The sequence below is a fragment of the Arthrobacter sp. NPDC080031 genome (assembly GCF_040702485.1).
GTDB lineage: Bacteria > Actinomycetota > Actinomycetes > Actinomycetales > Micrococcaceae > Arthrobacter.
Genome location: NZ_JBFBLA010000007.1, coordinates 132,474 through 156,666 on the forward strand (window position 1 = coordinate 132,474; position 24,193 = coordinate 156,666).

20 protein-coding genes are annotated in these 24,193 nt (G+C 64.9%); 6 read left to right on the forward strand and 14 right to left on the reverse strand.

From position 1 onward, the window contains the following. Positions 1 to 74: 74 nt before the first annotated feature. The 4 genes from dxs to AB0323_RS08030 all read right to left on the reverse strand — a co-directional run bounded on the left by dxs (position 75) and on the right by AB0323_RS08030 (position 8,531). Positions 75 to 2,048, reverse strand: coding sequence for a 1-deoxy-D-xylulose-5-phosphate synthase (dxs, locus tag AB0323_RS08015; protein ID WP_366176841.1), 1,974 nt, complete (start codon positions 2,046 to 2,048; stop codon positions 75 to 77). A 141-nt stretch (positions 2,049 to 2,189) separates the two neighbouring features. After that, on the reverse strand, positions 2,190 to 5,021 hold the full coding sequence (locus AB0323_RS08020) for an aconitate hydratase (RefSeq protein WP_366176842.1): 2,832 nt from the start codon (positions 5,019 to 5,021) through the stop codon (positions 2,190 to 2,192). Positions 5,022 to 5,160: 139 nt separating this feature from the next. Further along, on the reverse strand, positions 5,161 to 6,558 hold the full coding sequence (locus tag AB0323_RS08025) for a TRAM domain-containing protein (RefSeq protein WP_366176843.1): 1,398 nt from the start codon (positions 6,556 to 6,558) through the stop codon (positions 5,161 to 5,163). Continuing rightward, complete coding sequence (locus tag AB0323_RS08030; protein WP_366176844.1) at positions 6,558 to 8,531, reverse strand: APC family permease; 1,974 nt, start codon at positions 8,529 to 8,531, stop codon at positions 6,558 to 6,560. The genes AB0323_RS08025 and AB0323_RS08030 overlap by 1 nt, the downstream gene beginning before the upstream one ends. A 110-nt stretch (positions 8,532 to 8,641) precedes the next feature. Between AB0323_RS08030 and AB0323_RS08035 the strand changes: the two genes are divergently transcribed. After that, positions 8,642 to 9,316 (forward strand): NAD-binding protein, encoded by a 675-nt coding sequence (locus AB0323_RS08035; RefSeq protein ID WP_284752024.1) that lies wholly within the window; start codon positions 8,642 to 8,644, stop codon positions 9,314 to 9,316. Next, positions 9,313 to 10,044, forward strand: a complete 732-nt coding sequence (locus tag AB0323_RS08040) for an NAD-binding protein (RefSeq protein ID WP_366176845.1) — start codon at positions 9,313 to 9,315, stop codon at positions 10,042 to 10,044. Before AB0323_RS08035 ends, AB0323_RS08040 begins: the two co-directional genes overlap by 4 nt. Here AB0323_RS08040 and AB0323_RS08045 read toward each other — a convergent pair. From AB0323_RS08045 to dut, 4 genes are all read right to left on the reverse strand, one after another. Then, positions 10,014 to 10,805, reverse strand: a complete 792-nt coding sequence (locus AB0323_RS08045; protein WP_366176846.1) for a DUF3159 domain-containing protein — start codon at positions 10,803 to 10,805, stop codon at positions 10,014 to 10,016. The two genes, AB0323_RS08040 and AB0323_RS08045, sit on opposite strands and share 31 nt — an antisense overlap. Further along, a complete protein-coding gene (locus AB0323_RS08050) occupies positions 10,802 to 11,104 on the reverse strand; it encodes a hypothetical protein (protein WP_366176847.1) in 303 nt (100 codons plus the stop codon). The genes AB0323_RS08045 and AB0323_RS08050 overlap by 4 nt, the downstream gene beginning before the upstream one ends. A 43-nt stretch (positions 11,105 to 11,147) precedes the next feature. Further along, positions 11,148 to 11,897 carry a DUF3710 domain-containing protein gene (locus tag AB0323_RS08055; protein ID WP_366176848.1) on the reverse strand — a complete coding sequence of 250 codons (750 nt, stop codon included), beginning with the start codon at positions 11,895 to 11,897 and terminating at the stop codon, positions 11,148 to 11,150. 111 nt (positions 11,898 to 12,008) lie between these two features. Continuing rightward, the gene (dut, locus tag AB0323_RS08060; protein ID WP_364538293.1) at positions 12,009 to 12,521 is read right to left on the reverse strand and encodes a dUTP diphosphatase; all 513 of its coding nucleotides are present in this window, start codon (positions 12,519 to 12,521) and stop codon (positions 12,009 to 12,011) included. A gap of 109 nt (positions 12,522 to 12,630) precedes the next feature. On the opposite strand from dut, the gene AB0323_RS08065 reads away from it, so the two are divergent. After that, positions 12,631 to 13,131 carry a DUF3093 domain-containing protein gene (locus AB0323_RS08065; RefSeq protein ID WP_366176849.1) on the forward strand — a complete coding sequence of 167 codons (501 nt, stop codon included), beginning with the start codon at positions 12,631 to 12,633 and terminating at the stop codon, positions 13,129 to 13,131. Here the strand turns inward: AB0323_RS08065 and AB0323_RS08070 are convergent. After that, positions 13,128 to 13,427: a DUF4193 domain-containing protein gene (locus AB0323_RS08070; RefSeq protein ID WP_078105507.1), complete on the reverse strand. Its 300-nt coding sequence runs from the start codon at positions 13,425 to 13,427 to the stop codon at positions 13,128 to 13,130. The two genes, AB0323_RS08065 and AB0323_RS08070, sit on opposite strands and share 4 nt — an antisense overlap. A 283-nt stretch (positions 13,428 to 13,710) precedes the next feature. Here AB0323_RS08070 and sepH point away from each other — a divergent pair, with 283 nt between their 5' ends. Further along, a complete protein-coding gene (gene sepH, locus AB0323_RS08075; RefSeq protein WP_366176850.1) occupies positions 13,711 to 15,081 on the forward strand; it encodes a septation protein SepH in 1,371 nt (456 codons plus the stop codon). 23 nt (positions 15,082 to 15,104) lie between these two features. Here the strand turns inward: sepH and AB0323_RS08080 are convergent, their stop codons facing one another. The 4 genes from AB0323_RS08080 to AB0323_RS08095 form a co-directional block, all read right to left on the reverse strand. Beyond that, entirely contained in the window at positions 15,105 to 15,818 is a 714-nt protein-coding gene (locus tag AB0323_RS08080) for a thymidine kinase (RefSeq protein ID WP_366176851.1), read from the reverse strand. Continuing rightward, positions 15,811 to 17,040, reverse strand: coding sequence for a nucleotide pyrophosphatase/phosphodiesterase family protein (locus AB0323_RS08085; protein ID WP_366176852.1), 1,230 nt, complete (start codon positions 17,038 to 17,040; stop codon positions 15,811 to 15,813). Before AB0323_RS08085 ends, AB0323_RS08080 begins: the two co-directional genes overlap by 8 nt. Next, the gene (locus AB0323_RS08090; RefSeq protein ID WP_364538283.1) at positions 17,040 to 17,768 is read right to left on the reverse strand and encodes a DUF5998 family protein; all 729 of its coding nucleotides are present in this window, start codon (positions 17,766 to 17,768) and stop codon (positions 17,040 to 17,042) included. Before AB0323_RS08090 ends, AB0323_RS08085 begins: the two co-directional genes overlap by 1 nt. Before the next feature lie 67 nt (positions 17,769 to 17,835). Next, a complete protein-coding gene (locus AB0323_RS08095) occupies positions 17,836 to 20,538 on the reverse strand; it encodes a GNAT family N-acetyltransferase (RefSeq protein WP_366176853.1) in 2,703 nt (900 codons plus the stop codon). Positions 20,539 to 20,592: 54 nt separating this feature from the next. Between AB0323_RS08095 and AB0323_RS08100 the strand changes: the two genes are divergently transcribed. Continuing rightward, positions 20,593 to 23,145: a DNA topoisomerase IV subunit A gene (locus AB0323_RS08100; RefSeq protein ID WP_366176854.1), complete on the forward strand. Its 2,553-nt coding sequence runs from the start codon at positions 20,593 to 20,595 to the stop codon at positions 23,143 to 23,145. A 17-nt stretch (positions 23,146 to 23,162) separates the two neighbouring features. Here AB0323_RS08100 and AB0323_RS08105 read toward each other — a convergent pair whose 3' ends face one another. Then, complete coding sequence (locus AB0323_RS08105) at positions 23,163 to 23,543, reverse strand: VOC family protein (RefSeq protein WP_364538322.1); 381 nt, start codon at positions 23,541 to 23,543, stop codon at positions 23,163 to 23,165. Between the two features lie 124 nt (positions 23,544 to 23,667). Here AB0323_RS08105 and AB0323_RS08110 point away from each other — a divergent pair, with 124 nt between their 5' ends. Further along, entirely contained in the window at positions 23,668 to 24,186 is a 519-nt protein-coding gene (locus tag AB0323_RS08110; RefSeq protein ID WP_366176855.1) for a DinB family protein, read from the forward strand. The last annotated feature ends 7 nt before the right edge of the window (positions 24,187 to 24,193 follow it).

The window sequence follows — 24,193 nt, forward strand, 5'->3', positions numbered from 1 at the left end:
CCGCGCAGGTACTGTTTGGACCTGTGCCGTCGAAGGGTGCCTGTGTATGTGTGATGGCGGCCGGAACAGGCCGTTCACAGCGTGGGGATACTGCCTGTGCTGGGATGTTCTTGTCCTGGCAGTGGCCGCGCGAAAGGCACCTTTGTCCCCAGGACCTGCGCGACGACGTCGTGCGTTATCTGTTGGGCGGTAAGCCCCACCCGCTCAAGGACCTGGGTCCTGGTTCCATGGTCGAGGAATTCGACTGGAAGGCCCACCTCGTTGAGGGCCGTATCCACGCCGGACGCGCGCATCTCCTGGCGGATCCGGGATCCGACGCCGCCCGCCCGGACGCCGTCTTCGATGCAGATCACCAATCGGTGCCGGGCTGCGAGGGCAATGATCGATTTGCGTACAGGCAGGACCCACCGCGGATCAACCACTGTGGAACTGATGCCTTGGGATCCGAGCCGGGACGCGACGTCGAGGGCGAGCTCGGACATCGCGCCGACGCTGACAATCAGGACATCGTTCTCGGTGGAGCCTTCTGGGCGGCGCGCCAGCACGTCGACGCCGTCGGAGAGCCGTTCGATCGCTTCGATCTCACTTCCGACGCTGCCTTTGGAGAAGCGCACCACGCTGGGTGCGTCGGCGATGGCAACCGCCTCGCGGAGCTCTTCCCGCAAGCGGCTGGCATCGCGCGGAGCCGCGAGATGCAGCCCCGGAACGATCTGGACCATCGCCATGTCCCACATGCCGTGGTGGCTTGCTCCGTCCGGACCGGTCACGCCTGCGCGGTCCAACACCACCGTCACTCCGGCTTTGTGCAGGGCGACGTCCATGAGGAGCTGGTCGAAGGCGCGGTTCAGGAACGTGGCGTAAACGGCGACGACCGGGTGCAGTCCACCGAAGGCCATGCCAGCTGCCGAGGTGAGGGCGTGCTGTTCGGCGATGCCGACGTCGATCACCCGTTCCGGGTGCCGTTCCGCAAACTTGTGCAATCCGACGGGGATCAGCATGGCGCCGGTGATGCCTACGATGTCTTCGCGTTCGTCGGCAATGTCCGCGATTTCCTCGGCGAACACCGATGTCCACGAGCGGGCTCCACCGGCTTCGGTGGGTTCGCCGGTTTCGGGATCGATGATCCCGACGGCGTGGAACTGGTCCGCCTCGTTGGCGAGGGCAGGCGCGTAACCGTGGCCCTTTTCGGTCATCGCGTGGACGATCACGGGGCCGCCGTAGTTGCGGGCGGTGGTGAGCGCGTGTTCAAGGGCCCGCACGTTGTGGCCGTCGACAGGGCCGATGTACTTCATGCCGAGGTCTTCGAACATGCCTTGCGGAGCCCACCAATCCTTGATGCCCTTCTTCATGGCATGCAGGCTCTTGTAGGTGAACTGGCCGATCGGTCCGCCGCTTTGCAGCTTCTTCTTCCACCAGTCCAACACGACTTCGTAGGTGGGCGCTGCCCGGAGGGAGTCGATCGTGGGGCGCAATGAAGCGAGGTAGTCCGCCACTCCGCCGACGGTGGGGGCGTAGGAGCGTCCATTGTCGTTGACGACGATCACCACGCGGCGTCGTTTATCCGCGGCGATGTTGTTGATCGCCTCCCACGCCATGCCGCCCGTCAGGGCCCCGTCTCCGACGACGGCGACGACGCAGCGGTCGCCCTCACCGGTCAACTGGCGGGCGCGGGAGATACCGTCGGCCCAGGACAAGGAAGAGGACGCGTGGGAGCTTTCGACGATGTCGTGCTCGGACTCGGCACGATCGGGGTAGCCGGACATGCCCCCTTGCTGCCGGAGGGTGCTGAAATCCTGCCTGCCGGTCAGCAATTTGTGGACGTAGGACTGGTGGCCGGTGTCGAAAACGATGCTGTCGCGCGGCGAATCGAAGACCTTGTGGATGGCCATGGTGAGCTCCACCACGCCAAGGTTCGGTCCAAGGTGACCACCGGTTTGAGCGACGTTGGTGATGAGGAAAGTCCTGATCTCGCCTGCAAGCTGCTCCAGTTGCTCACTGGTGAGCTTGCTCAGGTCCTGCGGGTTCCGGATTGTCTCCAAAAGTCCCAACGGCCCCTCCTTAGGTGATTGACGTGCTATACAACTCTAACGCCTTGGCCGGAACCAAGCCGCAGGAAAGGCTACAGCCCCAGCAGGTCGATGACCAGCCGGGGCTGTAGCGATTGCCTTTCGGCTCAGGCGTTGTCCGCGCTAGTGAGCCGAGATTTGGCGCAAAACGTACTGCAGGATGCCGCCGCTGCGGTAGTAGTCCGCTTCGCCCGGGGTATCGATGCGCAACACGGCATCGAAGGACTTGGTGCTGCCGTCCTCGGCCGTTGCCGTGACCTTGAGCGTCCTCGGCGTCGTGCCGTTGTTCAGCTCGGTGACGCCCTCGACGGAGAACGTTTCCGTGCCCGCCAGGCCCAGCGACGCAGCGGATTCGCCGGCCGGGTACTGCAGCGGGAGGACGCCCATGCCGATGAGGTTGGAGCGGTGGATCCGCTCGTAGCTTTCGGCGATGACAGCCTTCACGCCCAGAAGCGCGGTTCCCTTGGCAGCCCAGTCACGGGAAGAGCCGGAGCCGTACTCCTTGCCGGCCAGGACCACCAGCGGGGTGCCGGCTGCCTGGTAGTTCTGGGCAGCGTCGTAGACGTAGGCCTGGGGGCCGTCCGGCTGGGTGAAGTCGCGGGTGAAGCCACCCTCGACGCCCGCGCCGTCGTTGAAGTCCGCGAGCAGCTGGTTCTTGATGCGGATGTTCGCGAAGGTTCCGCGGATCATGACTTCGTGGTTGCCACGGCGTGAACCGTAGGAGTTGAAGTCCTTGCGCTCCACACCGTTGGCCAGAAGGTACTGGCCTGCAGGGGTGTCCGACTTGAAGGAACCGGCCGGGGAGATGTGGTCAGTGGTGACCGAATCCCCGAGCTTCAGCAGCACGCGGGCGCCGGCGATGTCCGTTACCGGATCCGGCTGGGCCTTCATGCCTTCAAAGTACGGGGGCTTCCGGACGTACGTGGACTTGGCGTCCCAGGCGAAGGTGTCGCCTGCCGGGGTTTCGAGTGCCTTCCAGCGGTCGTCGCCGTCGAAGACGCCTTCGTAACCGCGGGCGAACATTTCCTTGTCGATCGAGGAATCGATGACCTTCTGGACCTCGACAGGGTTCGGCCAGATGTCCTTCAAGAAGACATCGTTGCCGTCCTGGTCCTGGCCCAGCGGATCGGCGTCGAAGTCGAAGTCCATGGTTCCGGCCAGGGCATAGGCGATGACCAGCGGCGGCGAAGCCAGGTAGTTCATCTTGACGTCCGGGTTGATCCGGCCTTCGAAGTTGCGGTTGCCGGAGAGCACAGCGGTGACGGAAAGGTCGTTGGCCTGGATGGCCTCGGAGATTTCGGCGTCGAGCGGTCCGGAGTTGCCGATGCAGGTGGCGCAGCCATAGCCCACGATGTAGAATCCGAGCTTCTCCAAGTAGGGAGTCAGGCCGGACTTCTCGTAGTAGTCGGTGACAACCTTGGAGCCGGGAGCGACCGAAGTCTTGACCCACGGCTTGGACGTGAGGCCCTTGTCAACGGCGTTGCGGGCGAGCAGCGCGGCGGCCAGCATCACGGAGGGGTTGGACGTGTTGGTGCAGGAGGTGATGGAAGCGATCGAGACGGCACCGTGGTCCAGTTCGAATTCGCGGCCGTCAGCTGTTGTGACGCTCACCTTGTTCGACGGACGACCGTTGGACTTCGGGCCGTGTGCGTGCGGCGCGATGTCGGCCAGGTGGGTCGCGGAGGCGGTGAACGACGGCGAATCGGAGGCCGGGAAGCTTTCGTCGATCGCTTCGTCCAGGCTTCCGCCTACCAGGTCTTCCTTCACGTAGTTGCGCAGGTCCTCGCGGAACTGGGCCTTGGCTTCCGTGAGGATGATGCGGTCCTGTGGACGCTTCGGGCCTGAGATGGAGGGAACAACCGTGGACAGGTCGAGCTCGAGGTACTCGGAGAACTTGATCTCGTGCGAGGGATCGTGCCAGAGGCCCTGTTCCTTCGCGTAGGCCTCGACCAGGGCGACGTTCTGCTCGGAGCGGCCGGTGAGGCGCAGGTACTCGAGCGTGACGTCGTCGATCGGGAACATCGCTGCCGTGGAGCCGAACTCCGGGCTCATGTTGCCGATAGTGGCGCGGTTGGCCAGCGGCACAGCCGCAACGCCTTCGCCGTAGAACTCCACGAACTTGCCGACCACACCGTGGTTGCGCAGCTGCTCGGTGATGGTCAGGACGACGTCCGTGGCGGTAGCGCCCGCGGGGATCGAGCCCGTGAGCTTGAAGCCGACAACGCGCGGGATCAGCATGGAGACGGGCTGGCCCAGCATGGCAGCCTCGGCTTCGATGCCGCCTACGCCCCAGCCCAGCACGCCCAGGCCGTTGACCATGGTGGTGTGCGAGTCCGTGCCGACGCAGGTGTCGGGGTATGCGCGGAGGACGCCGTCAACTTCGCGCGTCATGACGGTGCGTGCCAGGTATTCGATGTTGACCTGGTGGACGATGCCGGTTCCCGGGGGAACAACCTTGAAGTCGTCGAAAGCAGTCTGGCCCCAGCGCAGGAACTGGTAACGCTCGCCGTTGCGCTGGTATTCGATCTCCATGTTGCGCTCAAGGGCGCCGGAGTTGCCGAAGGCGTCGATCTGCACGGAGTGGTCGATGACCATCTCAGCCGGAGCCAGCGGGTTGACGCGCTTGGGGTCGCCGCCGAGGTCCTTGATGGCTTCACGCATGGTGGCAAGGTCAACGACACAGGGAACCCCGGTGAAGTCCTGCATGATGACGCGGGCCGGGGTGAACTGGATCTCGGTGTCTGGCTGAGCATCCGGGTCCCAGCCGGCCAGGGCGCGGACGTGGTCGGCCGTGATATTGGCGCCGTCTTCCGTCCGCAGGAGGTTTTCAAGCAATACCTTAAGGCTGAACGGAAGGCTTTCTGCGCCCTCAACGGAGTTCAACCGGAAAATTTCATAATCGGTGCCGGCTACATTCAGTACGCCTTTGGAACCGAAGCTGTCCACAGTGCTCATGGCAGGACTCCTCTCGCAACAGCTTTCATCTTTGTCGCGTGGTTGACCGCTAGCTAGTTAGGCAAACCTAATCTGGGCGTCGGGCGGCCGATGGAGAAATGAAGCGCGACGTAGGACTTCTCCACCATCGTAGTGGCGGCTATGCCGCGGGCACCAGCAACGCAACGGTCTCGAGGTGATGCGTGTGCGGATACAAGTCGAAGGCCCGGAGGGATTCAAGCCGCCATCCGCCGTTCCGGAAGTACCCCAGATCACGAGCGAAGGAGGCCGGATCACACGACACATAGGCGATTGCCCGCGGCCCGGACTCGATGAGCTGGCTGACCACGGCCTTGCCAGCGCCGGCCCGCGGCGGGTCGATCACCAAGGCGTCGAAGCTGCGGGGGCGCTGCCGGAGGACACGTTCCACCCTGCCCTGGACAATTTCCACCTGGGTCTCTCCATGCAGATTCTTGCGGGCATCCCGGCTCGTCCCGGGCGATCCTTCGACGGAGAGCACCGAACCGGTGACCCCCACAGCATCCGCCAAGGGCGCCGTAAACAATCCGGCTCCCGCGTAAAGGTCGGCGACGGCCGATCCCGGAAGGAGGTAGCCGCCGTCGTGCAGGAAACCCGTCACCGCCCCCACCAGGGTCCCGGGCGCATCCTTGTGGATCTGCCAGAACCCTTCTCCCGTTACGCGGTATTCGTGGCCTGCAGCCGATTCCTGGACCCACGTCCTGCCGCGCAGCTGCAGGACTTCTCCGCCCACGGGGTCGAAGCTGGCCACCGACACTTCGTGCGGGAGCTGGCCCAGGATCCGGTTGAGGCGCCGGGCATCGGCACCTGCTTCCGGGGCAAGAAGGACAAGCGGACGCGATCCGTTGGCAGGCGCGGCCACTTCCACCCGCGAAATTCCCCGCAGGTCGATGTCCCAGAGCCGCAACTCGTTGATGCCCGGTAGTGCCAAAGGCATCTCGTGGACCGGAATCACGACGTCGGAGCGGTGGGCATGCATCCCCAGCCGGCCACCGGGGGTGACAGCAAAGCTCGCACGGGTCCGCCAGCCGAGCCCGGTATCGCCGTCGGAGCCCGAAACGCGGTCGGAGCCCGGGTCACCGGCGGCCGCCGGCTCCACCTCGACATGGAGTTCGACGCCGGCGAGCCGCTTCAGTTGCTCGGCGAGGACTTCGGATTTGAGCAGGCGCTGCCGTTCGAGTGTCACGTGTCCCAGTTCGGCGCCGCCCACGGGCGGACCGCCCTTGCGCCAGGCGGCAAGCGAGTCGGCGAGCGGCCAGAAATGGCGCGTCCGATCCTCTGATGCTTCCAGGACGTCGACGACGTCGGCACGCCAGAAACGGGAAGACTCCCCCGCATCGGTCAGCCGGACCCGGACCTTCTCCCCCGGGATGCCGTGCCGGACAAAAATGACCCGGCCTTCGTGCCGTGCGACAAAGTGGCCGCCGTGGGCGACGGGGCCGACGTCCACCACCAGCTCCATGGCAGCTCCGTCCTGGGCCGTGGGCGAGCTGGATTCGGTGTTGCTGGGGTGGGTCATCAGGTATCCTGCAATGCCTTTGCTTCTTCGGAGGACTTCAATTGCCATGGAACGCTAGCCACCATGACGCCGGGTTCAAAGTGGAGCCGGGCCTTGATGCGCAAGGCGGTCTGGTTGTGCACGAGCTGTTCCCACCACTTGCCGACGACGTACTCCGGGATGTAGACGACGATCAGGTCGCGCGGGGAATCGCGGCGCATGTTCTTGACGTAGTCCAGGATGGGCGTGACGGTTTCACGGTACGGGCTCGCCAACACGGTCAACGGGACAGGAATGTCCAGCTTCTCCCAAGCCTCCACGGTGCGCGCCGTCTCCTCGTGGTCGATATCCACGATGATGGCATCCAGCCGGGACGGCCTCGACGCCCGCGCGTAGGCCAGTGCGCGCAGCACCGGTTTGCGGACATGGGAAACAAGCAGCACCGCATGGACCCGGGTGGGCAATGCGCGCGGGGATGAATCCTCATCAACGGCCAATTCCTTGGCCACATTGTCGTAGTGGGCGCGGATGCTCCACATGATGAGGAACAGCACGAACATCGCCAAAAGGGCGATCCAGGCGCCCTGCTCGAACTTGGTGATCAGCACGATGGTCAGCACCAACGCCGTCATGGCAAAGCCGAGCATGTTGATGGTCCGGGACTTCACGATCCTGCGGCGGACGGCTTTGTCCTGCGCAAGTTTGAGTTCCCTGCCCCAGTGACGCACCATGCCCAGCTGGCTCATCGTGAAGGAAATGAAGACGCCAACGATGTACAGCTGGATGAGCTTGGTGACATCGGCGTTGAAGGAAATGATGAGGACCAAGGCCCCCGCCGCGAGGGCCAGGACGCCGTTGCTGAAGGCCAGGCGGTCTCCGCGGGTCCGAAGCTGACGGGGAAGGTAGCCGTCCTGGGCGAGGATCGAGCCCAGGACCGGGAATCCGTTGAAAGCGGTGTTGGAGGCGAAGACGAGGATGACCCCCGTGGCGGCGACAACAACGTAGAACGGGATGGACCCGGCGCCGAAGATCGTCTGTGCAATCTGGCTGATGGCGGGGTTCTGGATGTAGTCGTCCGGGAGCGGTTGGCCATTCAGGAGGAATTCCTTGGCCGGATCCAGCACGATGTGGACCTTGGTGGCGTTGGCAAGATAGATGATGCCCGCGAGCATGGCCGAGGCGATGACTCCGAGCAGCAAGAGCGTGGTGGCCGCATTCTTGCTCTTGGGCTTCTTGAAGTTCGGCACGCCGTTGCTGATGGCCTCCACACCGGTCAGGGCGGCGGCGCCGGAGGAGAAGGCCCTCAAGAGCAGGAACGCGCCTGCCAGGCCCACGAGTCCCTGGTCGAATCCCTCTTGCGGGACGATGGTGAAGGCCGCCGAGGGAGCCTGGCCGAGTTGTCCTATGGCTGCCTGGAAGATACCGACGGCCGTCATGCCAAGGATGGAGAACATGAAGATATAGGTGGGAATCGCGAAGACGCTGCCGGCTTCCTTGATTCCGCGCAGATTCACCAGTGCCAGGATGACGACGCCGACTGTGGCGATGAGCGCCTGCTGCCCGTGCATCGAGGGGATCGCCGTGGTCAGGTACGCCGCCGCGGAGGACATCGACACGGCGACGGTGAGGACGTAGTCCACCAACAAGGCAGCGGCGACCGTCAGGCCAGCGAACTTCCCAAGATTGACGTTGGCGATTTCGTAGTCGCCGCCACCTGAGGGATAGGCGTGGACGTTCTGCCGGTACGAGGCAACAACCGTGAGCAAGACCACCATGACTGCGAGGCCTACGAGCGGCGAAATGGCCACGGCACTCACGCCGGCGAGGGCCAGCGTCAGCAGGATTTCATCGGGAGCGTACGCCACGGAGGACAGGGCGTCCGAAGCGAAAATCGGCAGCGCAATGCGCTTGGGAAGCAGGGTGTGGGCCAGGCGGTCGTTCCGGAACGGCCGCCCCACCAACACCCGCTTCGCGGCGTTGAGAATTGTCAGCACTCCGCAAAGCTACTCTGAATCGAACGCGATGTCATGACGGCGGACTGGCTTCCGCGACTTGCCCCGGTAGAGTCTTACCGAGCGGCATGCATAAGAGTGAAGGAGAAACCGTGGCTCACTTTGTGATCATGGGTTGCGGACGAGTTGGCGCAACGTTGGCGCACACCTTGGAAGACGCCGGCCATTCGGTGGCAATCATCGACCAGGACGACCGTGCCTTCCGCCGCTTGCGCAGCGGATTCACCGGTAGGAAAGTCACGGGCGTCGGATTCGACCGGGACACCCTCAAGCAGGCAGGTTGCGAGGAGGCGTACGCCTTCGCCGCCGTTTCCAGCGGTGACAATTCCAATATCCTCGCCACCCGGGTAGCGCGTGAAACTTTCCATGTTTCGCATGTTGTTGCCCGCATCTACGATCCCGGCCGCGCCGAAATCTACCAGCGCCTGGGCATCCCCACGGTCGCCGCCGTGCGTTGGAGCGCGGACCAGGTCCTGCGCCGGATCCTGCCCGAGCAGCACCTGGCAGGCGATTACCGCGAACCCTCGGGTCGGCTGGTTTTGTCCGAAGTCGACCTTGACCAAGGCTGGATCGGTCACCCGTTGACTGCCATCGAAGCAGCATCCGGCATCCGCATCGCTTTCCTTACCCGCTTTGGCGAAGGCGTCCTGCCGCAGGCCGGAACGGCCTACCAGGAGGGCGACACCGTGCACGCCATGTTGAATCTTGACCGCAGCGCCGAGGTGGCGCGCATCCTTTCCAGCGCACCCGCCAAGGAGTCTGAGTGAAAGTCGTTATTGTCGGCGCAGGCAGCGTCGGTTCATCGATCGCGCGCGAATTGCTCGCCCACAAACACGAGATCATGCTGATCGACCTCAAACCGGAGGTCATCGGGCGCAGCGGGCTCCGCGGTGCCCGCTGGCTGGTGGGCGATGCGTGCGAATTGAGCACGCTGCAGGACGCGAAATTGGAAGGGGCCGACGTCGTCGTGTCCGCGACCGGCGACGACAAAGTCAACCTTGTGGTGTCCTTGCTTGCCAAGACCGAATTCGGTGTGGGCCGCACGGTGGGCCGGGTCAACAATCCCAAGAACGACTGGATGTTCAACGATTCCTGGGGCGTCGACGTCGCAGTCAACACCCCGCAGCTCATGACGGCGCTCGTGGAAGAAGCCGTGGAAATCGGTGACCTCGTCCGTTTGCTGACCTTGCAGACAGGCGTGTCCTCGCTGGTCGAATTCACGGTTCCCCACGACTCGCACATCATCGGCAGCACTGTGGGCGGCATCGAATGGCCCGACGACGCGACCCTGGTGGCGATCCTCCGGGACCACGCGCCGATCACACCAAGCCGCGACGACGTGATCGACGGCGGCGACGAACTGTTCTTCGTCACGACCATCGAGGCCGAAGACGGCCTCAGGGCCCTGCTCTCCCCGTCCGCCGGGGACCACGGTTCGGCCGGCGTCGAGGAGGAATTTTCGGATCAGTCCGACGACGACGGTTTCGACGGCTGAGGATCGCGCTCCGGCTTCGGGCCCGGCGCAGGCCGGGTCAGGAGCCAGGCAATCCAGAGACCCAGGATGTACAGCGGAGCACCCATGATCAACCTCATGGTAGCGAGCGCAGCCAGGCCGGTTTCGCCCAGGAAATACAGGGGCACCTGGACCACAAGCCGTAGTGCCAGCACGGCAATGACCACCCACGTGCCGATGGCATATGCCCGCAAGCGCTCCGGGTTCTTCCGCCATTCGAAGCCTTCGTTGCGGACGAAGCCGAACAGCAGGCCGGCGATCGGCCACTTGAGCAGGATCGAGAGCACCATTCCCACGATGTAGGCGATATTCGTGTAGAAACCCAGGACGTAGAAGTCCTCGGCCTTGCCCGTGGTGTTCGCCAGCCAAGCGGAGATGGCGACGCCGGCGATCCCGGCAAGCGCCTGGGTCAACGGGCGCCGTTGGACCAGCCGGACCACGGTGAAGACGGCTGCCGCGGCGAGGGAGGCAATCAGGGACGCCGGAAGGTCGCGGGTGACCATGAAGGCGATCAGGAATACGAGGCCGGGTACGATGCTCTCGGCTATCCCCTGGACACCTCCGGCCGATTTGAGGATGTCCACATGCCCGTGGCTGTTGCGTTGGAGTCCCGCTTTTTCGGCGTAGCCGGCGGCGATGTCCGCAATGCCCGGGCCCTGGGTGCCCCGCCTGGATTCCTCCTCCGGACCGGGCTTTCCCCGGGCCGGCTTTTCGTGGGGGCCGGATCCGTTGGCGACTGTCATTGGTGCTCCTGCCGGGAGAGGATTTCATAGCGCGGATTGAACATCGTGGGCATCCCGTCCCGCTGTGTGACCATGCCTTCGAGCCGCAGGACAGTCCCGGGTTCGATCCCGGGCACTTTGCGTCGCCCGAGCCAGATGACGCGCAGCCGGGTCAACGGACCCGTGTCGCCCCTGTGCGCAATCCGGTCAACGACGATCGCAGAGAAGTGTGCTTGCTCGCTGGCGGGCTGGTAGGTCACCGACTCGATGAAACCCGTGCAGTCGACCCGGCCCCGAACCGGGAGCTCAGTGAGGGGCACGGGCGCCGGGCTGCCTGGGGCGGAAGCGGAACGCCCCGCTTCGTCAGCCAATCTGGGTGATCTCCGGGCCGCGTTCGGGTTGCTGAAGCGGCGGCGCTTCATGGGGAGCACCGTGCTGCCCCGGCGCTACGGCGTCCTTGGGCAGCTTCAGCTGAAGCAGCTCACGGGGCGGCATGGGGTTGTCTCCGCGAACGACCACAACCTTCCGGAAGAGGTTCTCCAGTCCTTCGGCCGCTTTCCTGTCCAAAGCCGCGTTGCCGCCGATGACTCCGCGAAGGAACCAGCGGGGCCCATCGACGCCCATGAACCGGGCAGCCCGGAAGCCACGTCCGCCGTCTGCGGATTCCGTAGGAAGTTTGGCGATGAGTTCCGTGCCGAAGGTGCCGATGATCTCCTCGACTTCCCCTCCTTGGCTGGATACGGATTGGCCGATTTGTTCGCGGATCTCGTCCCACAGCCCTTCGGAACGTGGGGCGGCAAACGCCTGGAGCTGGAGGCTCGAGCCATCGAGGTCCATAGTGACCGCCACCACCCGTTGGGTTGCCTCTTCCACTTCGAGGCGCAATTGAAGGCCTTCGGAAGGTTCGATCAGCAGGGCGCCAAGATCCACGTAGCCATCCTGGCTGTCAATTTCGCTGGCGTCGAATGGCCCCTTGGACAGGCGGAAGTCCCCCTTGGCGGCTCCACCGGCTACCGGGCCGTCGTCCTGCCGCGTCGTCGCGGCATCGGCCTGCTCAGTGCCGTTGTCTTTCGGCTGCTCAGCCTTGGACTTCTTTCCGCGCCCAAAAAGCATCGGGTTTTCTCCTTAGTAGTGGTCCATCCCCCAGTAAACCGCAGACTGCCCGTCAACTCGCGGGCAGCATGGCAATCAGCTCCGTGCAGCGCCGATTGTCGAGGGTTGTTTCTAGCTCACGGCCGGCGCGAAGCCCCCGGTGGATCCAAAGCCGCCGGTGCCCCGCGAGGTGTCGGACAACTCCTCCACGGAAACGAACTGCGCATACTCGACGCGCTGTATCACCATTTGAGCAATTCTATCGCCGCGCTTGAGTTCGATTGCGTGGTTTTGGTCGGTATTCAAAAGCGTCACGGAAATTTCACCTCGGTAGCCGGCATCAACCGTTCCGGGAGCGTTCACCACGGTGAGTCCGTGCTTGGTTGCCAGCCCTGACCGGGGGTGGATCAGTGCGACAAAGCCGTTCGGCAGGGCGATTGAGACGCCCGTGGGAACGAGCTTCCGCTCTCCCGGCGCGAGGGATACGTCCGCGCGGGCCCGCAAGTCCGCGCCCGCGTCACCGGGGTGGGCGTACGACGGCGCTTCCAAACCGGCGTCGAGCATTTTCAGCTGGACCTGAAGGGTCGGCGCACCGTATTCGGCGGAGGTGTCTGCTGGGTTGGCTACTGCTGTCTCGTGGCTCACAGTCACATATTCTATCGCCCACGGAACACTCCCCCGGTTGCGGCCGCAGGTTAGTCGCACTGCAACGGGGGCGTTAATTCCCGGGGTCACGGTCCCTTAAGCTGGTGGCATGCCTGAATCGACTGCTTCCGTACCCGTGCCGCACCATTCCTCGAGTGGAACGGGCGTCCTGTTTACGGAAAAGCTCTGGCCCTCGCCCTGGATTTGGATCGTGGTGCTCGGACTGTCCGCCGCGGGCATCCTGATGTTCGCGCCTATCAGCATCACCGCGGGCATCATCGCCGCGCTGGTTCTCTTCGCGATCATGACCACCATGCTTGTGGTGTCCACTCCCGCGATTGTGGTGGACCGTGACACCGTCCAGGTGGGACGGGCCACCATCCAGCGCGAGTTTATCGGCGCTGTCACGGCATACCGCAAGGACGAAGCCACGGCAGAGCGCGGTACCCGGCTCCACGGACTCGCGTTCCTGTGCCTCCGCGGCTGGATAGACCCCGTGGTCCGCATTGAAATCACCGACCCGGCGGACCGTACCCCGTACTGGCTGACGTCCACGCGCCGCCCCGAAGAACTTGTGGCGGCGCTGGCCAAGCAGGCCTCCCGAGGCTAGCTTTCGCATTCCTTGCAGTACAGGTGCCCGTCTTTCTCCCGCGCAATCTGGGAGCGGTGTTTGACCAGGAAGCAGTTGAAGCAAGTAAATTCGTCCGCCTGCGGAGGCAGCACCCGGACCAGCAGCTCTTCGCCAGACAAGTCCGCCCCGGGGAGCTCGTAGGCATCTGCCAGATCAGTCTCATCGATGTCGACAGCCGATGATGACTGTTTCTCGGTGCGATGCGACTTGAGTTCCTCGATCGAGTCCTCGGTGTCTTCTTCGGTCTTCCGAGGGGCATCGTAGTCCGTTGCCATGGTCCCTTCTTCATTCTCCCTTGTGCTTCACGCAGGGCTTGCGGTCCTGTCGACCAGAGCCTCCTCCGGTCTAAGGGTGTAACGCAGCAGGCCGCTTTTTTGTGCCCGATACCGGGCAGATTGTCCTCCCGGCGGACTCGAATGTCCATACCCATGTTCCGATCGCCTGCGCAGGGAATGCCGGAATTCGCGGAATATCGCGGCGCGCCCTTTGTCCTAGTAGGAAAAGGCCGTACCGGGTGGCAGAGTTTCGAATGTCAGATAGGCCATGGTGGAGGATTTTATGCGGGATCTACGGCTGGTTGGCGTCCACGACGACGGCGGACATCTTCTGTTGAGCAGTACCGGCGGCGAGATGTTCCAGCTTCCGATTGATGAGGCGTTGCGGGCTGCAGCGAGCCGGACACCTGCCCAGGTGGCCGCACGCGCTTCCATCACGCCCGTCGCCATGTCCCCCCGTGACATCCAGTCACGTATCCGCAGCGGCGCCACGGCCGCGGAAGTGGCGGAACTGTCAGGGCTGCCGCTCGCCAACGTGCAGCGCTATGAGGGTCCTGTTCTTGCCGAGCGCGAGTACATCGCCCAGCAAGCCCGCAAAGTCGAAGTCGCCGCCCCGGCCCCCGGCCAGGACACCTACCGCGCAGCGTTCGGCGACGAACCCGCGAGCCTGGGCGACATGGTTGCACACCGGCTCACGGCCCACGGGATCGATTCCGCTACGGTGGAATGGGATTCCTGGCGCCGGACCGATGGCACGTGGACCGTCGTCGCACGCTTCGAAACCAAGCCAGGCAGCTTGGAGAGCATCGGCGAAGAGCCGCCTGCCATGTGGACCTTCCATCCCGCCCGCAAATCCATCCAGAATGCCAACCGCTGGGCCCAGCAGCTCAGCGAACTGGAACCCCTTGACGGACCCGTACCGGCCCGGCGGCTCGCGGCCGTCTCCGACCGGCCCTTTGACTTTGAGGCCGACGCCGGGACCGCCGCCCGTGCGGCCGCCGCCGCTGCGACGAAGGAAGCCGATGGCCTCCTTGACATGTTGCGCTCACGTCGCGGACAGAGGCTGGGGCTTGACGAAGACAGTGACGACGCTTTGGCGCTACTTCTGAGCAGCGGCGTTCCGGCTGCGCATCCGCGGCCCGGCGATGTCGAAGACGCACCCGCAGACAGCGAAACAGCTGACAAAGAGCCCGCCGACACAGACACGGACGAGCAGGTTGAAGCCGAACCCGCCCCCAGCCGCCGTGACGCGCGCGCATCCATGATGTCGCGGCTGAGCCTGGCCCCGAAGCATGACGACAAGGAAGACGATTCCCTCCATCTTCACGACGGCGTGAGCACGGACACCCGTGAAATCACTCTGATCCCCGCTGCCTTGCGCCCCGTGACCATGCTGCGCGGCCGGAACGAGAACGACACGCACACCGGCCACGACGAGGCACGAAACCCGGGAGCGGCAGCACCGCGGGCGGGCCTGGACGAACTTCTCGGCGGCGCTCCCCGGCGGGAACGCGAAGAGCCGAAGCCAACCCGCGCCGGGCAGAAGAATGAAGAAGCTTCCGACGCCGGGGCGGCCGAACGCCAGCCGTCACGGCCCAAGCGCTCCAGTATTCCCAGCTGGGACGAGATCGTCTTCGGGACCCGCGGAGACTAGGCAGCCTTCAGTTCGTTGCGGCTTCAGCTGGTGCCGTGCCAAAGGCAGGCGTCGACGTCGAACGGCAGCAACTGATCCCGGCTCGCCATGAGGTTGGCCCCGTGCGCCGTCACCCGGCGCATGTAGTGCCTGCGGCATAGGGTCTCGTATCCGACGACCGGGTGCGACCCTTCGGCTTGCTCCGGTGCAGCGTCCCTGTCGGCGTCCGTGGCAACGTCTCCCACCACGACCTGCTCGCCTTCGACCACCATGATGCCGTCCACGGTCCGCGCATTGTGCGTTGCCCGGCGGCCGCACCAACAGAGGGCCTCGACCTGCAGGACCTGGACCCTGTCCGCGAGTTCCACGAAACGCTGGGATCCGGGGAAAAGCCGCGTGCGGAAGTCGGACGTGATGCCAAAAGCGAAGACGTCGACGCCCATCTCATCAACGACGCGCGCCAGCTGTTCCACTTGCTCCGGTGAGTAGAACTGGGCTTCGTCACAGATCAGGTAGTCCACCTTGAGGCCCGTGGTCCGGCGTCGGACAACTTCGTCCCAGAAATCTGTGGTGCCAATGACTTCCACGGCGTCCGTCTGGAGGCCGAGCCGGCTGGAGATGACGGAACCGCCGGCGCGGTCGTTGCAACTGAAGCGGACCCCGCCCCGGCCGCGCGCACGGTGGTTGTAGTCCATCTGCAACGCAAGGGTGGACTTGCCGCAGTCCATGGTTCCGGAGAAGAAAATAAGCTCAGCCACGGCGGCCCTTGGGACCCCCGGCTTGGAAGCAAAGCAGCGGAACTTCGCGTTCCGCTTTGGTCAGCGAACCATGTTGTCCCACCACCTCCAAGGCAGTCGGACGGACGCGGCGGACGTCGTAGAGCGCCAAAGTGTCCCGGGCGGCGATCATGACGTCCCCGATCCGGGGGGAAACCTCTGCCCGAAGGGTCCCGAAGAATCCGGCGTCAAGGGCCTGCTCGCGGGTGAAGGCCCAGATCCTCCCGCCGAAGCGGGCGCGCCAGGCATCCAACAGCGCTTCGCGGTGACGCTCTCCTGCATCGGGTTCCAGGTACAGGTGGACCATGCGCGGTTCCCCTGCCGTGTGCCGGACCCCGGCGATGAGGGCGGGATCGGCGGAGTAGTCGATGCGCTGCGACTCGGGGACGTCGAGCATTCCATGGTCGCCGGTGAGGAGGATGGTTGTCCCCGCGGGCAGTGAGGCGGAGAGCCTTTTGACCGTTGAATCGATTTCTTCGAGCTGGTGCTCCCAGCGATCGGACTGGCAGCCGTAGCGGTGCCCGGCTTTGTCCAGCTCGTTGACGTAGAAGTACATGAGCGAGGGGGTTCCCGCGGCCATTTCCTCCCCCGCCGCTGCGGTCCGGGCGTGGAGCGAGCTGCCGGCCACGAACCGGCTTCCCCGGAGCGCCGCGCGGGTCATCGGTGACGCGCCGAACTGGGGCAAGCTCACGGTGACGACGTCGGCGTCGGCAGCCACGCGTTCGAAAATTGTCGGGAACGGCTGCCAGCGCAGGGGGTCGACTCCGGCGTCCCAGTTGCCGAGCAGGTTGACTACCTTGTCCTGGTCAGGATCCAGGACGTCATAGCCCACCATGCCGTGTTCACCGGGCGTCCGGCCGGTTCCAAGGCTGGCCAAGGACGATGCCGTGGTGGAAGGAAAAGCTGAATCAAGCCACACCGGGACGGCGCCCTGTTCCGAATTCGCAATTGACCTCAGAAACGGAGTATGGGCGGCCTTCTGCTTCAGGAGATTGCGCCCCAGGCCATCGGCGAGAACCACGCACACGCGTTGCGATGCAGGCAGTTGCAGTTTGTTTTCGAAGCCGGGCAGGCCCATGCTCGCTGCTGCGCTGCTGAAGACCTCGGCGATCGATTTGCTGCCATACAGCGGCGCGCCTGGAAGCCCAGGGACGGCGCTGGAAACGGGGACGGCTTCCTGGGCGACGGGTTCCGACGTCGCCATCAGCGCTGGTGCCCGCGGCTCAGCCTGTTGCCGAAGACCCCCGAGCGGAGTCGTGGAGCGGAGATCGTGCCCGTGTGGACTGAGGGCCCGGGAGCGCCTGTGTTCACAGCCCGCAGCGCGCGGGCAAAGACCTTCGCGTCCTGGACAGCCCTGGGGCCGTCGGCCTCGGAACTGATCCGCAGCACGATGTCCTCCTGGGAGATGGTGCCCGTGTATCCGTGGTCGGCTTCGCACTGGGGATCGCCGCAGCTGGCAGGTCCCACATCCAGTCGCTGGCCCCCGGACCAGGCAATGGACAGGGTCAGCTCCCTGACAGGGTCGCTTGGAGTGTAGTTCTGCGGCTGCGCATACATGTAGCTGAGGACCACCGAGCGGATTTGTGCCACAGGCACGGACTCCGTGGAAATCTGGGCGACGATCTGCTCGCCGGCTTCGTCGAGCTGCTGGTCGTCGACGTGGGTGATCACCAGCATGTCCTCGGTGAGCACCAGGACCGTGATGTGCCGCCGGACCTCGGCACGGTCGAAATGGGTTTCCAAATGCACCAGGTGCGCAAGGCAATCGCGCCCGTCCAAGGCGTCGGCCACAACATCGGCAACCAGGACAGGGTAAAAACCTGCCCGTTGAAGTGCCTGGTCCAGGCTCTGCCCCTGCGAGCTGTGGTTGTGTGCTGCATGGTGCCCGGTGGTAGCCGGACCGGACGGAGGCGTCGGGGACTTCGAGCTCATTCCCCCATTTTCACAGATCGGCTGGGGACTTCATAACCGTCCGGCCCTTCGGCGGTCAACTGTCAGCTCAGCCGAGCATCGCACGCCGGGCACTGTCCGTACGCTGTGCGGCGTTCCCGATCCACACCTCCGCGGCAAGGATGTTCGCGCCCCGGGTCCCGGCCAGGACGGGATTGAACTCCACCAAGGCAATACCGGGGTGTTCATCCTTGAGGCGGGCCAACCGTGCTCCCAGGTCTTCGAGGGTCGCCACGTCCACCGCCGGCAGCCCTTGGTAGCCGAAGAGTTTCAGGGAAGCCCGGGGGGCCCTGATGAAGTCGTGGAGATCGGTGGAGGACAGCGGAGGCACCCGGTGCGCCCAGTCGTCCAGGAGGTTCACGGCATCTCCGGCCAAACCGAAGGACACCACGGGCCCCAGGAGCGGATCCTCGATGGCCCGGAACGTGCAGGCCTGCCCCACGGAAACCATGGCCTGCACTTCTATGGCCGATGAACCGTAGGGCTCGAGGGCGCGACGCATCTGCGCGATGTTGCGCCGCAGCGAGTCGGCGTCTTCGATGTCGAGCCGCACACCACCCAGGTCCAGGCGATGCCGGAGGGCAGGATCAGTGGTCTTGAGCACCACGGGCCAGCCGAGCCGTTCGGCAGCGGCGACCGCTTCGTCGTCGCTCTCGAATACGGCCGAGGGCACCACGGGGATGCCATAGCGGGACAGCAGCGCGGCCGCTTCGCCGTCGTCGAGCCGTACCAATTGTTCCCCCGGGACAGAAGATAAGAGCCGTTCAATGTGTTCGCGGGTACTCTCGCGGTCGCAACCCGCCGGCTCCACGAACATGCCTTGGTCCCGGTCCAGCCACTTCGCGTAGCGGACCACTGCCGCCAAGGCCGCCACCGCGCTGCCCGCGCTGGAGTAGCAAGGAAGGGACGGTCCGGACTCACCGGATTCACGGTTCCGGGCAAGCAATCCATCCAGTTGCACGGAAGTGTCGAGGATCCCCGTGAAAGCAGCCACGACGGGCTTGCCTGCCTCCGCCGCGCATTCGGCGAGCACTGCCGCGATCGCGTCCATAGTGAGGCTGCGGGAGGGCACCATCGCCGCCACCACCGCATGCACGGAATCGTCCGCAAGATTCTCCCGGAGGCTGCGCCGCAGACCTTCCCGCGCCGCGGACATTCCCGCGTCCAGGTCCACGTCGGTGACGATCCTGTCGACGATGAGTCCGTGGGGCGCCGCGTTGTCCGCCACGACCTTCCCGAAGGCCGCGGAATTGCTGTAGACGGCGAGCGCCGGGCCCTTGGGCAGGGGCTGGCTGGAAACGATTTGCGCTACGTCCATGAGCTGTTCGATGGTTTCGACGGCGATGACGCCGGCTTGGCGCATCATCGCATCCAGGGCCGCCGCAGGCGCCAGCGTGGTCCGGACGACATGCCCCGCCGGAAGGCGAAGCCCGGTGACATCCGACTTGGCAACGATGACCGGCTTGCTGCGCGACAAGCGCCGGGCCAGGCGGGAGAACTTGCGGGGATTGCCGATCGACTCCAGATAGAGCCCGACGGCGACGGTGTCGGGATCGTCTTCCCAGAACTGCATGACGTCGTTCCCGGAGATATCGGCACGGTTGCCGGCGGACAGGAACGAGGAGATGCCCACTCCCCGGCGGCTCGCCGCGGCGTAGACGGAAACCCCGATGGCCGCGGATTGCGAAAACAGACCCAGTCCTCCACGCCGGGGCAGGCTCGGGGCCATCGACGCGTTGAGCGAAACCTCCGGGTTCGTGTTCACGATCCCCAGGGACTCCGGGCCGATCACGCGCATGCCATAGGATCTGGCCTGGCGCACCAGCTCCCGCTGCCTCCGCAGCCCCCGCTCGCCGTCGTCCGCGTACCCTGCTGTGGCGACCACAAGGCCCTTGACACCGGCCGCCCCGCACTCATTCACGACTTTCGGCACTTCCTCGTACGGAACCGCGATGACGGCGAGCTGCACCGGCCCGGGGACGTCGGCGATCCGGGCGAAGGACTTCATGCCGGCCAGTTCGAATGCTTCGGGGTTGACCGCATAGACCGCGCCGGTGAAGCGACCCTCGAGGATGTGTTCAAGCAACTGGTGCCCGACCGTCCCCCACCGGCGGCTGGCGCCCACTACAGCGATCGACGACGGCGCCAGCAAGTCCCGTACGCTGCGGGCCTCGGCGCGGTGTTCCCGCGATTCCATGACGGCCAGCGATTTTTCGGTGGGGTCGATGTTGAATTCGACGCTGACGACGCCGTCGTCGAATCTGCGCGCGAGCTCGTAGCCGGCGTCGGCGAAGACCCGGAGCATTTTGCGGTTCTCCGGCAGGACCTCGGCCGTGAAGCGGCGGATCCCGTTCTCCCGGGCAGCCGCAGCCAGGTGTTCGAGCAGGATGGAGCCGATGCCCCGGCCCTGCTGGGCGTCGGAAATATTGAAGGCCACCTCGGCCTCGGTGGGGTCATCCAGCCGGTCGTACCGGCCGACGCCCACGATCTCGCCTCCGATGGTGATGACGAACGCCACCCTGTCCTTGTGGTCCACCTCGGTGAAGCGGCGCAGTTCCTTGCTCGAGAGCCTGGATTTGAACGAGAAGAACCGCATGTAGATGGAAGTCTCGGACTGCGCCGTGTGGAAGGCCTGGAGCGCGTCGGCATCTTCGGGTGAGATAGGTCTCAAGTGGGCCGTTCCGCCGTCGCGAAGCACGACATCGGCCTCCCAATATTCCGGATATACGCCGGTGCCGGGCTGATCCACCATAGGCTTAGCCTAGCTAAGTCTTCCGCAGTACACGTTTAAGGATCCACCGACTCCATGGCACGAAGCCAAAGTCCCTCCCGCTCAAACGCAGCCTCGGCCGCCGTCGACGGGGACTTCACCGAGAACATCATCGATATCGACGTCACTTCCGAAATGGAAGGCTCCTTCCTGGAGTACGCGTATTCGGTGATCTATTCCCGCGCGCTCCCCGATGCGCGCGACGGCCTCAAACCCGTCCAACGGCGCATCTTGTACATGATGAGCGACATGGGCCTGCGCCCGGACCGCGGGCACGTGAAAAGCGCCCGCGTGGTGGGCGAAGTCATGGGAAAGCTGCACCCCCACGGTGATGCGGCGATCTATGACGCCATGGTGCGCATGGCACAGGACTTCTCGCTGCGCCTGCCCCTGATTGACGGGCACGGCAACTTCGGTTCGCTCGACGACGGCCCGGCCGCGCCGCGTTACACGGAAGCCCGGCTCGCAGCGGCAGCGATGACGATGACCGAGCACCTCGACGAAGACGTGGTGGATTTCGTCCCCAACTACGACAACCAGCTCACCCAGCCGGATGTCCTGCCCGCGGCTTTCCCGAACTTGCTGGTCAACGGCACCACGGGCATTGCGGTCGGCATGGCCACCAACATGGCTCCCCACAACCTCGTGGAAGTCATCGCGGCCGCCCGGCACCTCATCGCCAATCCGGACGCCACGCTGGACGACGTCATGCGGTTCGTGCCCGGCCCCGACTTGCCCACAGGCGGCAGGATCGTCGGCCTGGACGGAATCCGTGATGCCTACGCCACGGGGCGTGGTTCATTCAAGACCCGCGCCAAGGTGGAGATCGAGCAACTGACCGCGCGGCGCACCGGCCTGGTGGTCACCGAACTCCCCTACATGGTGGGTCCGGAGAAGGTCATCGAGAAGATCAAGGATGCCGTAAACGCCAAAAAGCTGACGGGCATCAGCGATGTCATGGACCTCACTGACCGCAAGCACGGACTGCGGCTCGTGATCGAGATCAAGAACGGCTTCAACCCCAACGCCGTGCTCCAGCAGCTCTACCGGTTCACCCCGATGGAAGACTCCTTCGGCATCAACAACGTGACCCTGGTGGACGGGCAGCCGCAGACTTTGGGCTTGCTCCAGCTCCTGCAGGTGTATGTCGGCCACCGCCTGTCCGTCGTACGCCGCCGCACGGCCTTCCGCCTGGGAAAGAAGAAGGACCGCCTCCACCTGGTGGAGGGCCTGTTGATCGCGATCGTGGACATCGACGAGGTCATCCAGATCATCCGCTCCTCGGACGAGGCAGCGGCGGCCCGCGAACGGCTGATGTCCATCTACGACCTGTCCGAAATCCAGGCCAACTACATCCTGGAACTCCGCCTGCGCCAACTGACCAAGTACTCGCGCATCGAACTTGAGAAAGAGCAGGAAGAACTGCGCCGGGAGATCGCCGAACTCGAAGCGATCCTGAGGTCCGACGTGCTCCTGCGCGAACTGGTGTCCGGGGAATTGGCCGAAGTGGCCGAGAAGTACGGCACGCCGCGACGCACGGTTCTCCTCGAGTCCGAGGCCGTATCCCCCACGGTCGCCGCCGCGCTTGCAGCAGCCGTCCCGGCAGGCAAGGGGAAGGCTGCAGCACTTCCGCTCGAGATCCCCGATGACCCCTGCTGGGCACTGCTCAGCACCTCGGGCCAGATCGCACGCACATCCAACCAGGAGCCGCTGGCCGAATCCGGCCCGCGGAGCAAGCATGATGTCTACCGATCCGTGGTCAAGACAACCGCGCGCGGCGAAATCGGCGCGGTAACCTCGCAGGGCCGCATGCTCCGGGTACAAGTCATGGACATGCCGGTGCTGCCGCCCATGTCCGGCCTGCCCAATCTTGCCGGGGGCGTCGCGGCAAAAGACTTCATCACCCTGCTCAAGGGCGAAACTCTCGTGGCGTTCGTACCGCTGGATGCCGTGTTGGCCATCGGAACGGTCCAGGGCGTGGTGAAGCGCGTCCAGCCGGACTACCCGTTGAACCGGGAAGACTGGGAAATCATCGCCCTGAAGGACAAGGACACGGTGGTGGGGGTGGAGCCGGCCCCCGACGACGACGTCGACCTTGTCTTCGTCACCCGGCTTGCGCAGCTCCTGCGTTTCAGCGCCTCTGCCGTTCGGCCGCAGGGCCGTACCGCGGGCGGCATGGCGGGCATCAAGCTTGCGGACGGCGACGACGTCATCCACTTCGGCACGGTGCGCGCCAACGACCCGGCCGCCGTCGTCGTGACGATTGCCGGCAGCAACGGCGCGCTGCCGGGGACTGCTCCGGGCACGGCGAAGATCACCCGGTTCGAGGAATACCCCGCCAAGGGCCGGGCGACGGGAGGGGTCCGGGCCCACCGTTTCCTCAAGGGCGAAGACACACTGCTGCTCGGGTGGGCGGGGCACGGTCCGGCGAAGGCATCATCCAGCGCCGGGGTGGCCCGTGCCCTGCCACAGGAACACGGCCGCCGTGACGGCTCCGGCGTTCCCCTCTCCCAGCCCGTGGATGCCATTGGTGCGAGCATGGCGTGGGACGAAGGGAACGGAAGCGAAGTAGCAGCCGTCGAAGGCTGAAACCCGAATGCGCCCGGCTACATCGTGGCGATACTGAGGATGTTTCCTTCCGAGTCGAGGAACCAGGCTCCCCGTTCGCCGTCCGGCAAGGTGGCTACGCCGTTTTCGGTTTTCAGGCCCGGGAAGTCGTATTCTTCGAAAACGACTCCGCGGGCCCTGAGATCGGCCATGTCCTTGTCCAGGTCCGTGCTCTGGAAACCCAACTGGGTGTTCTTGGCGGTTCCGGCGTTGGGCGTCTCATAGAGCAGGAAGCCGGTGCCGTTGGCGCACTTGTACATCAGGTTGTCTTTGGCCTCCGGGTTGTCCGGTTCGAGACCGAGCTTGTCGCGGTAGAAGTCGCGGGCGCGGGCGATATCGCTGGCAGGGAGCACTCCGGCGACGTTTAGATCCTTAAGCATGGCAATTTCACTTTCCAGGCTTCCCCAGCTCATAACCTTACTCCTGATCGGGCCGATCGGACGGGGGTTCAGCCTCTCGCAGGTCGCGTGACCGGATCAGGAATCCGGGCCCTAGACTACTGCCATGCCGATCATTCCCGATGACAAGGACTGGACCTGGGTTCTGTCGACGCCCTGCCCCGAATGCGGCTTCGACGCCGCCACTGTGACCCCGTCCACCGTCCCGGGGACAGTCCTGAACATGCTGCCGCGTTGGCGGGCCGTGCTGCGCCGGGAAGACGCGTCCACCCGTCCTGACGAGCACACGTGGTCGCCGTTGGAGTATGCCTGCCACGTGCGGGATGTCTTCAGCCTCTTCGACCAGCGCCTGAACCTGATGCTGCGGGAGGACGACGCCCACTTCGCCAATTGGGACCAGGACAAGGCCGCGATCGACGGCGACTACGCCAACGCGGATCCGGGGGAAGTGGCTGCGCAGCTGGCCGCCGAGGGCACTCAAATTGCCAACTCCTTCGCCGCTGTCCACGAAGACGAGTGGCCCCGCACGGGGGTCCGCAGCAACGGATCCACGTTCACCGTGTTGACGTTTGCCCAGTACTTCCTGCACGACGTCGTCCATCACCTGCACGACGTCGACGGCTAGGCGCTGC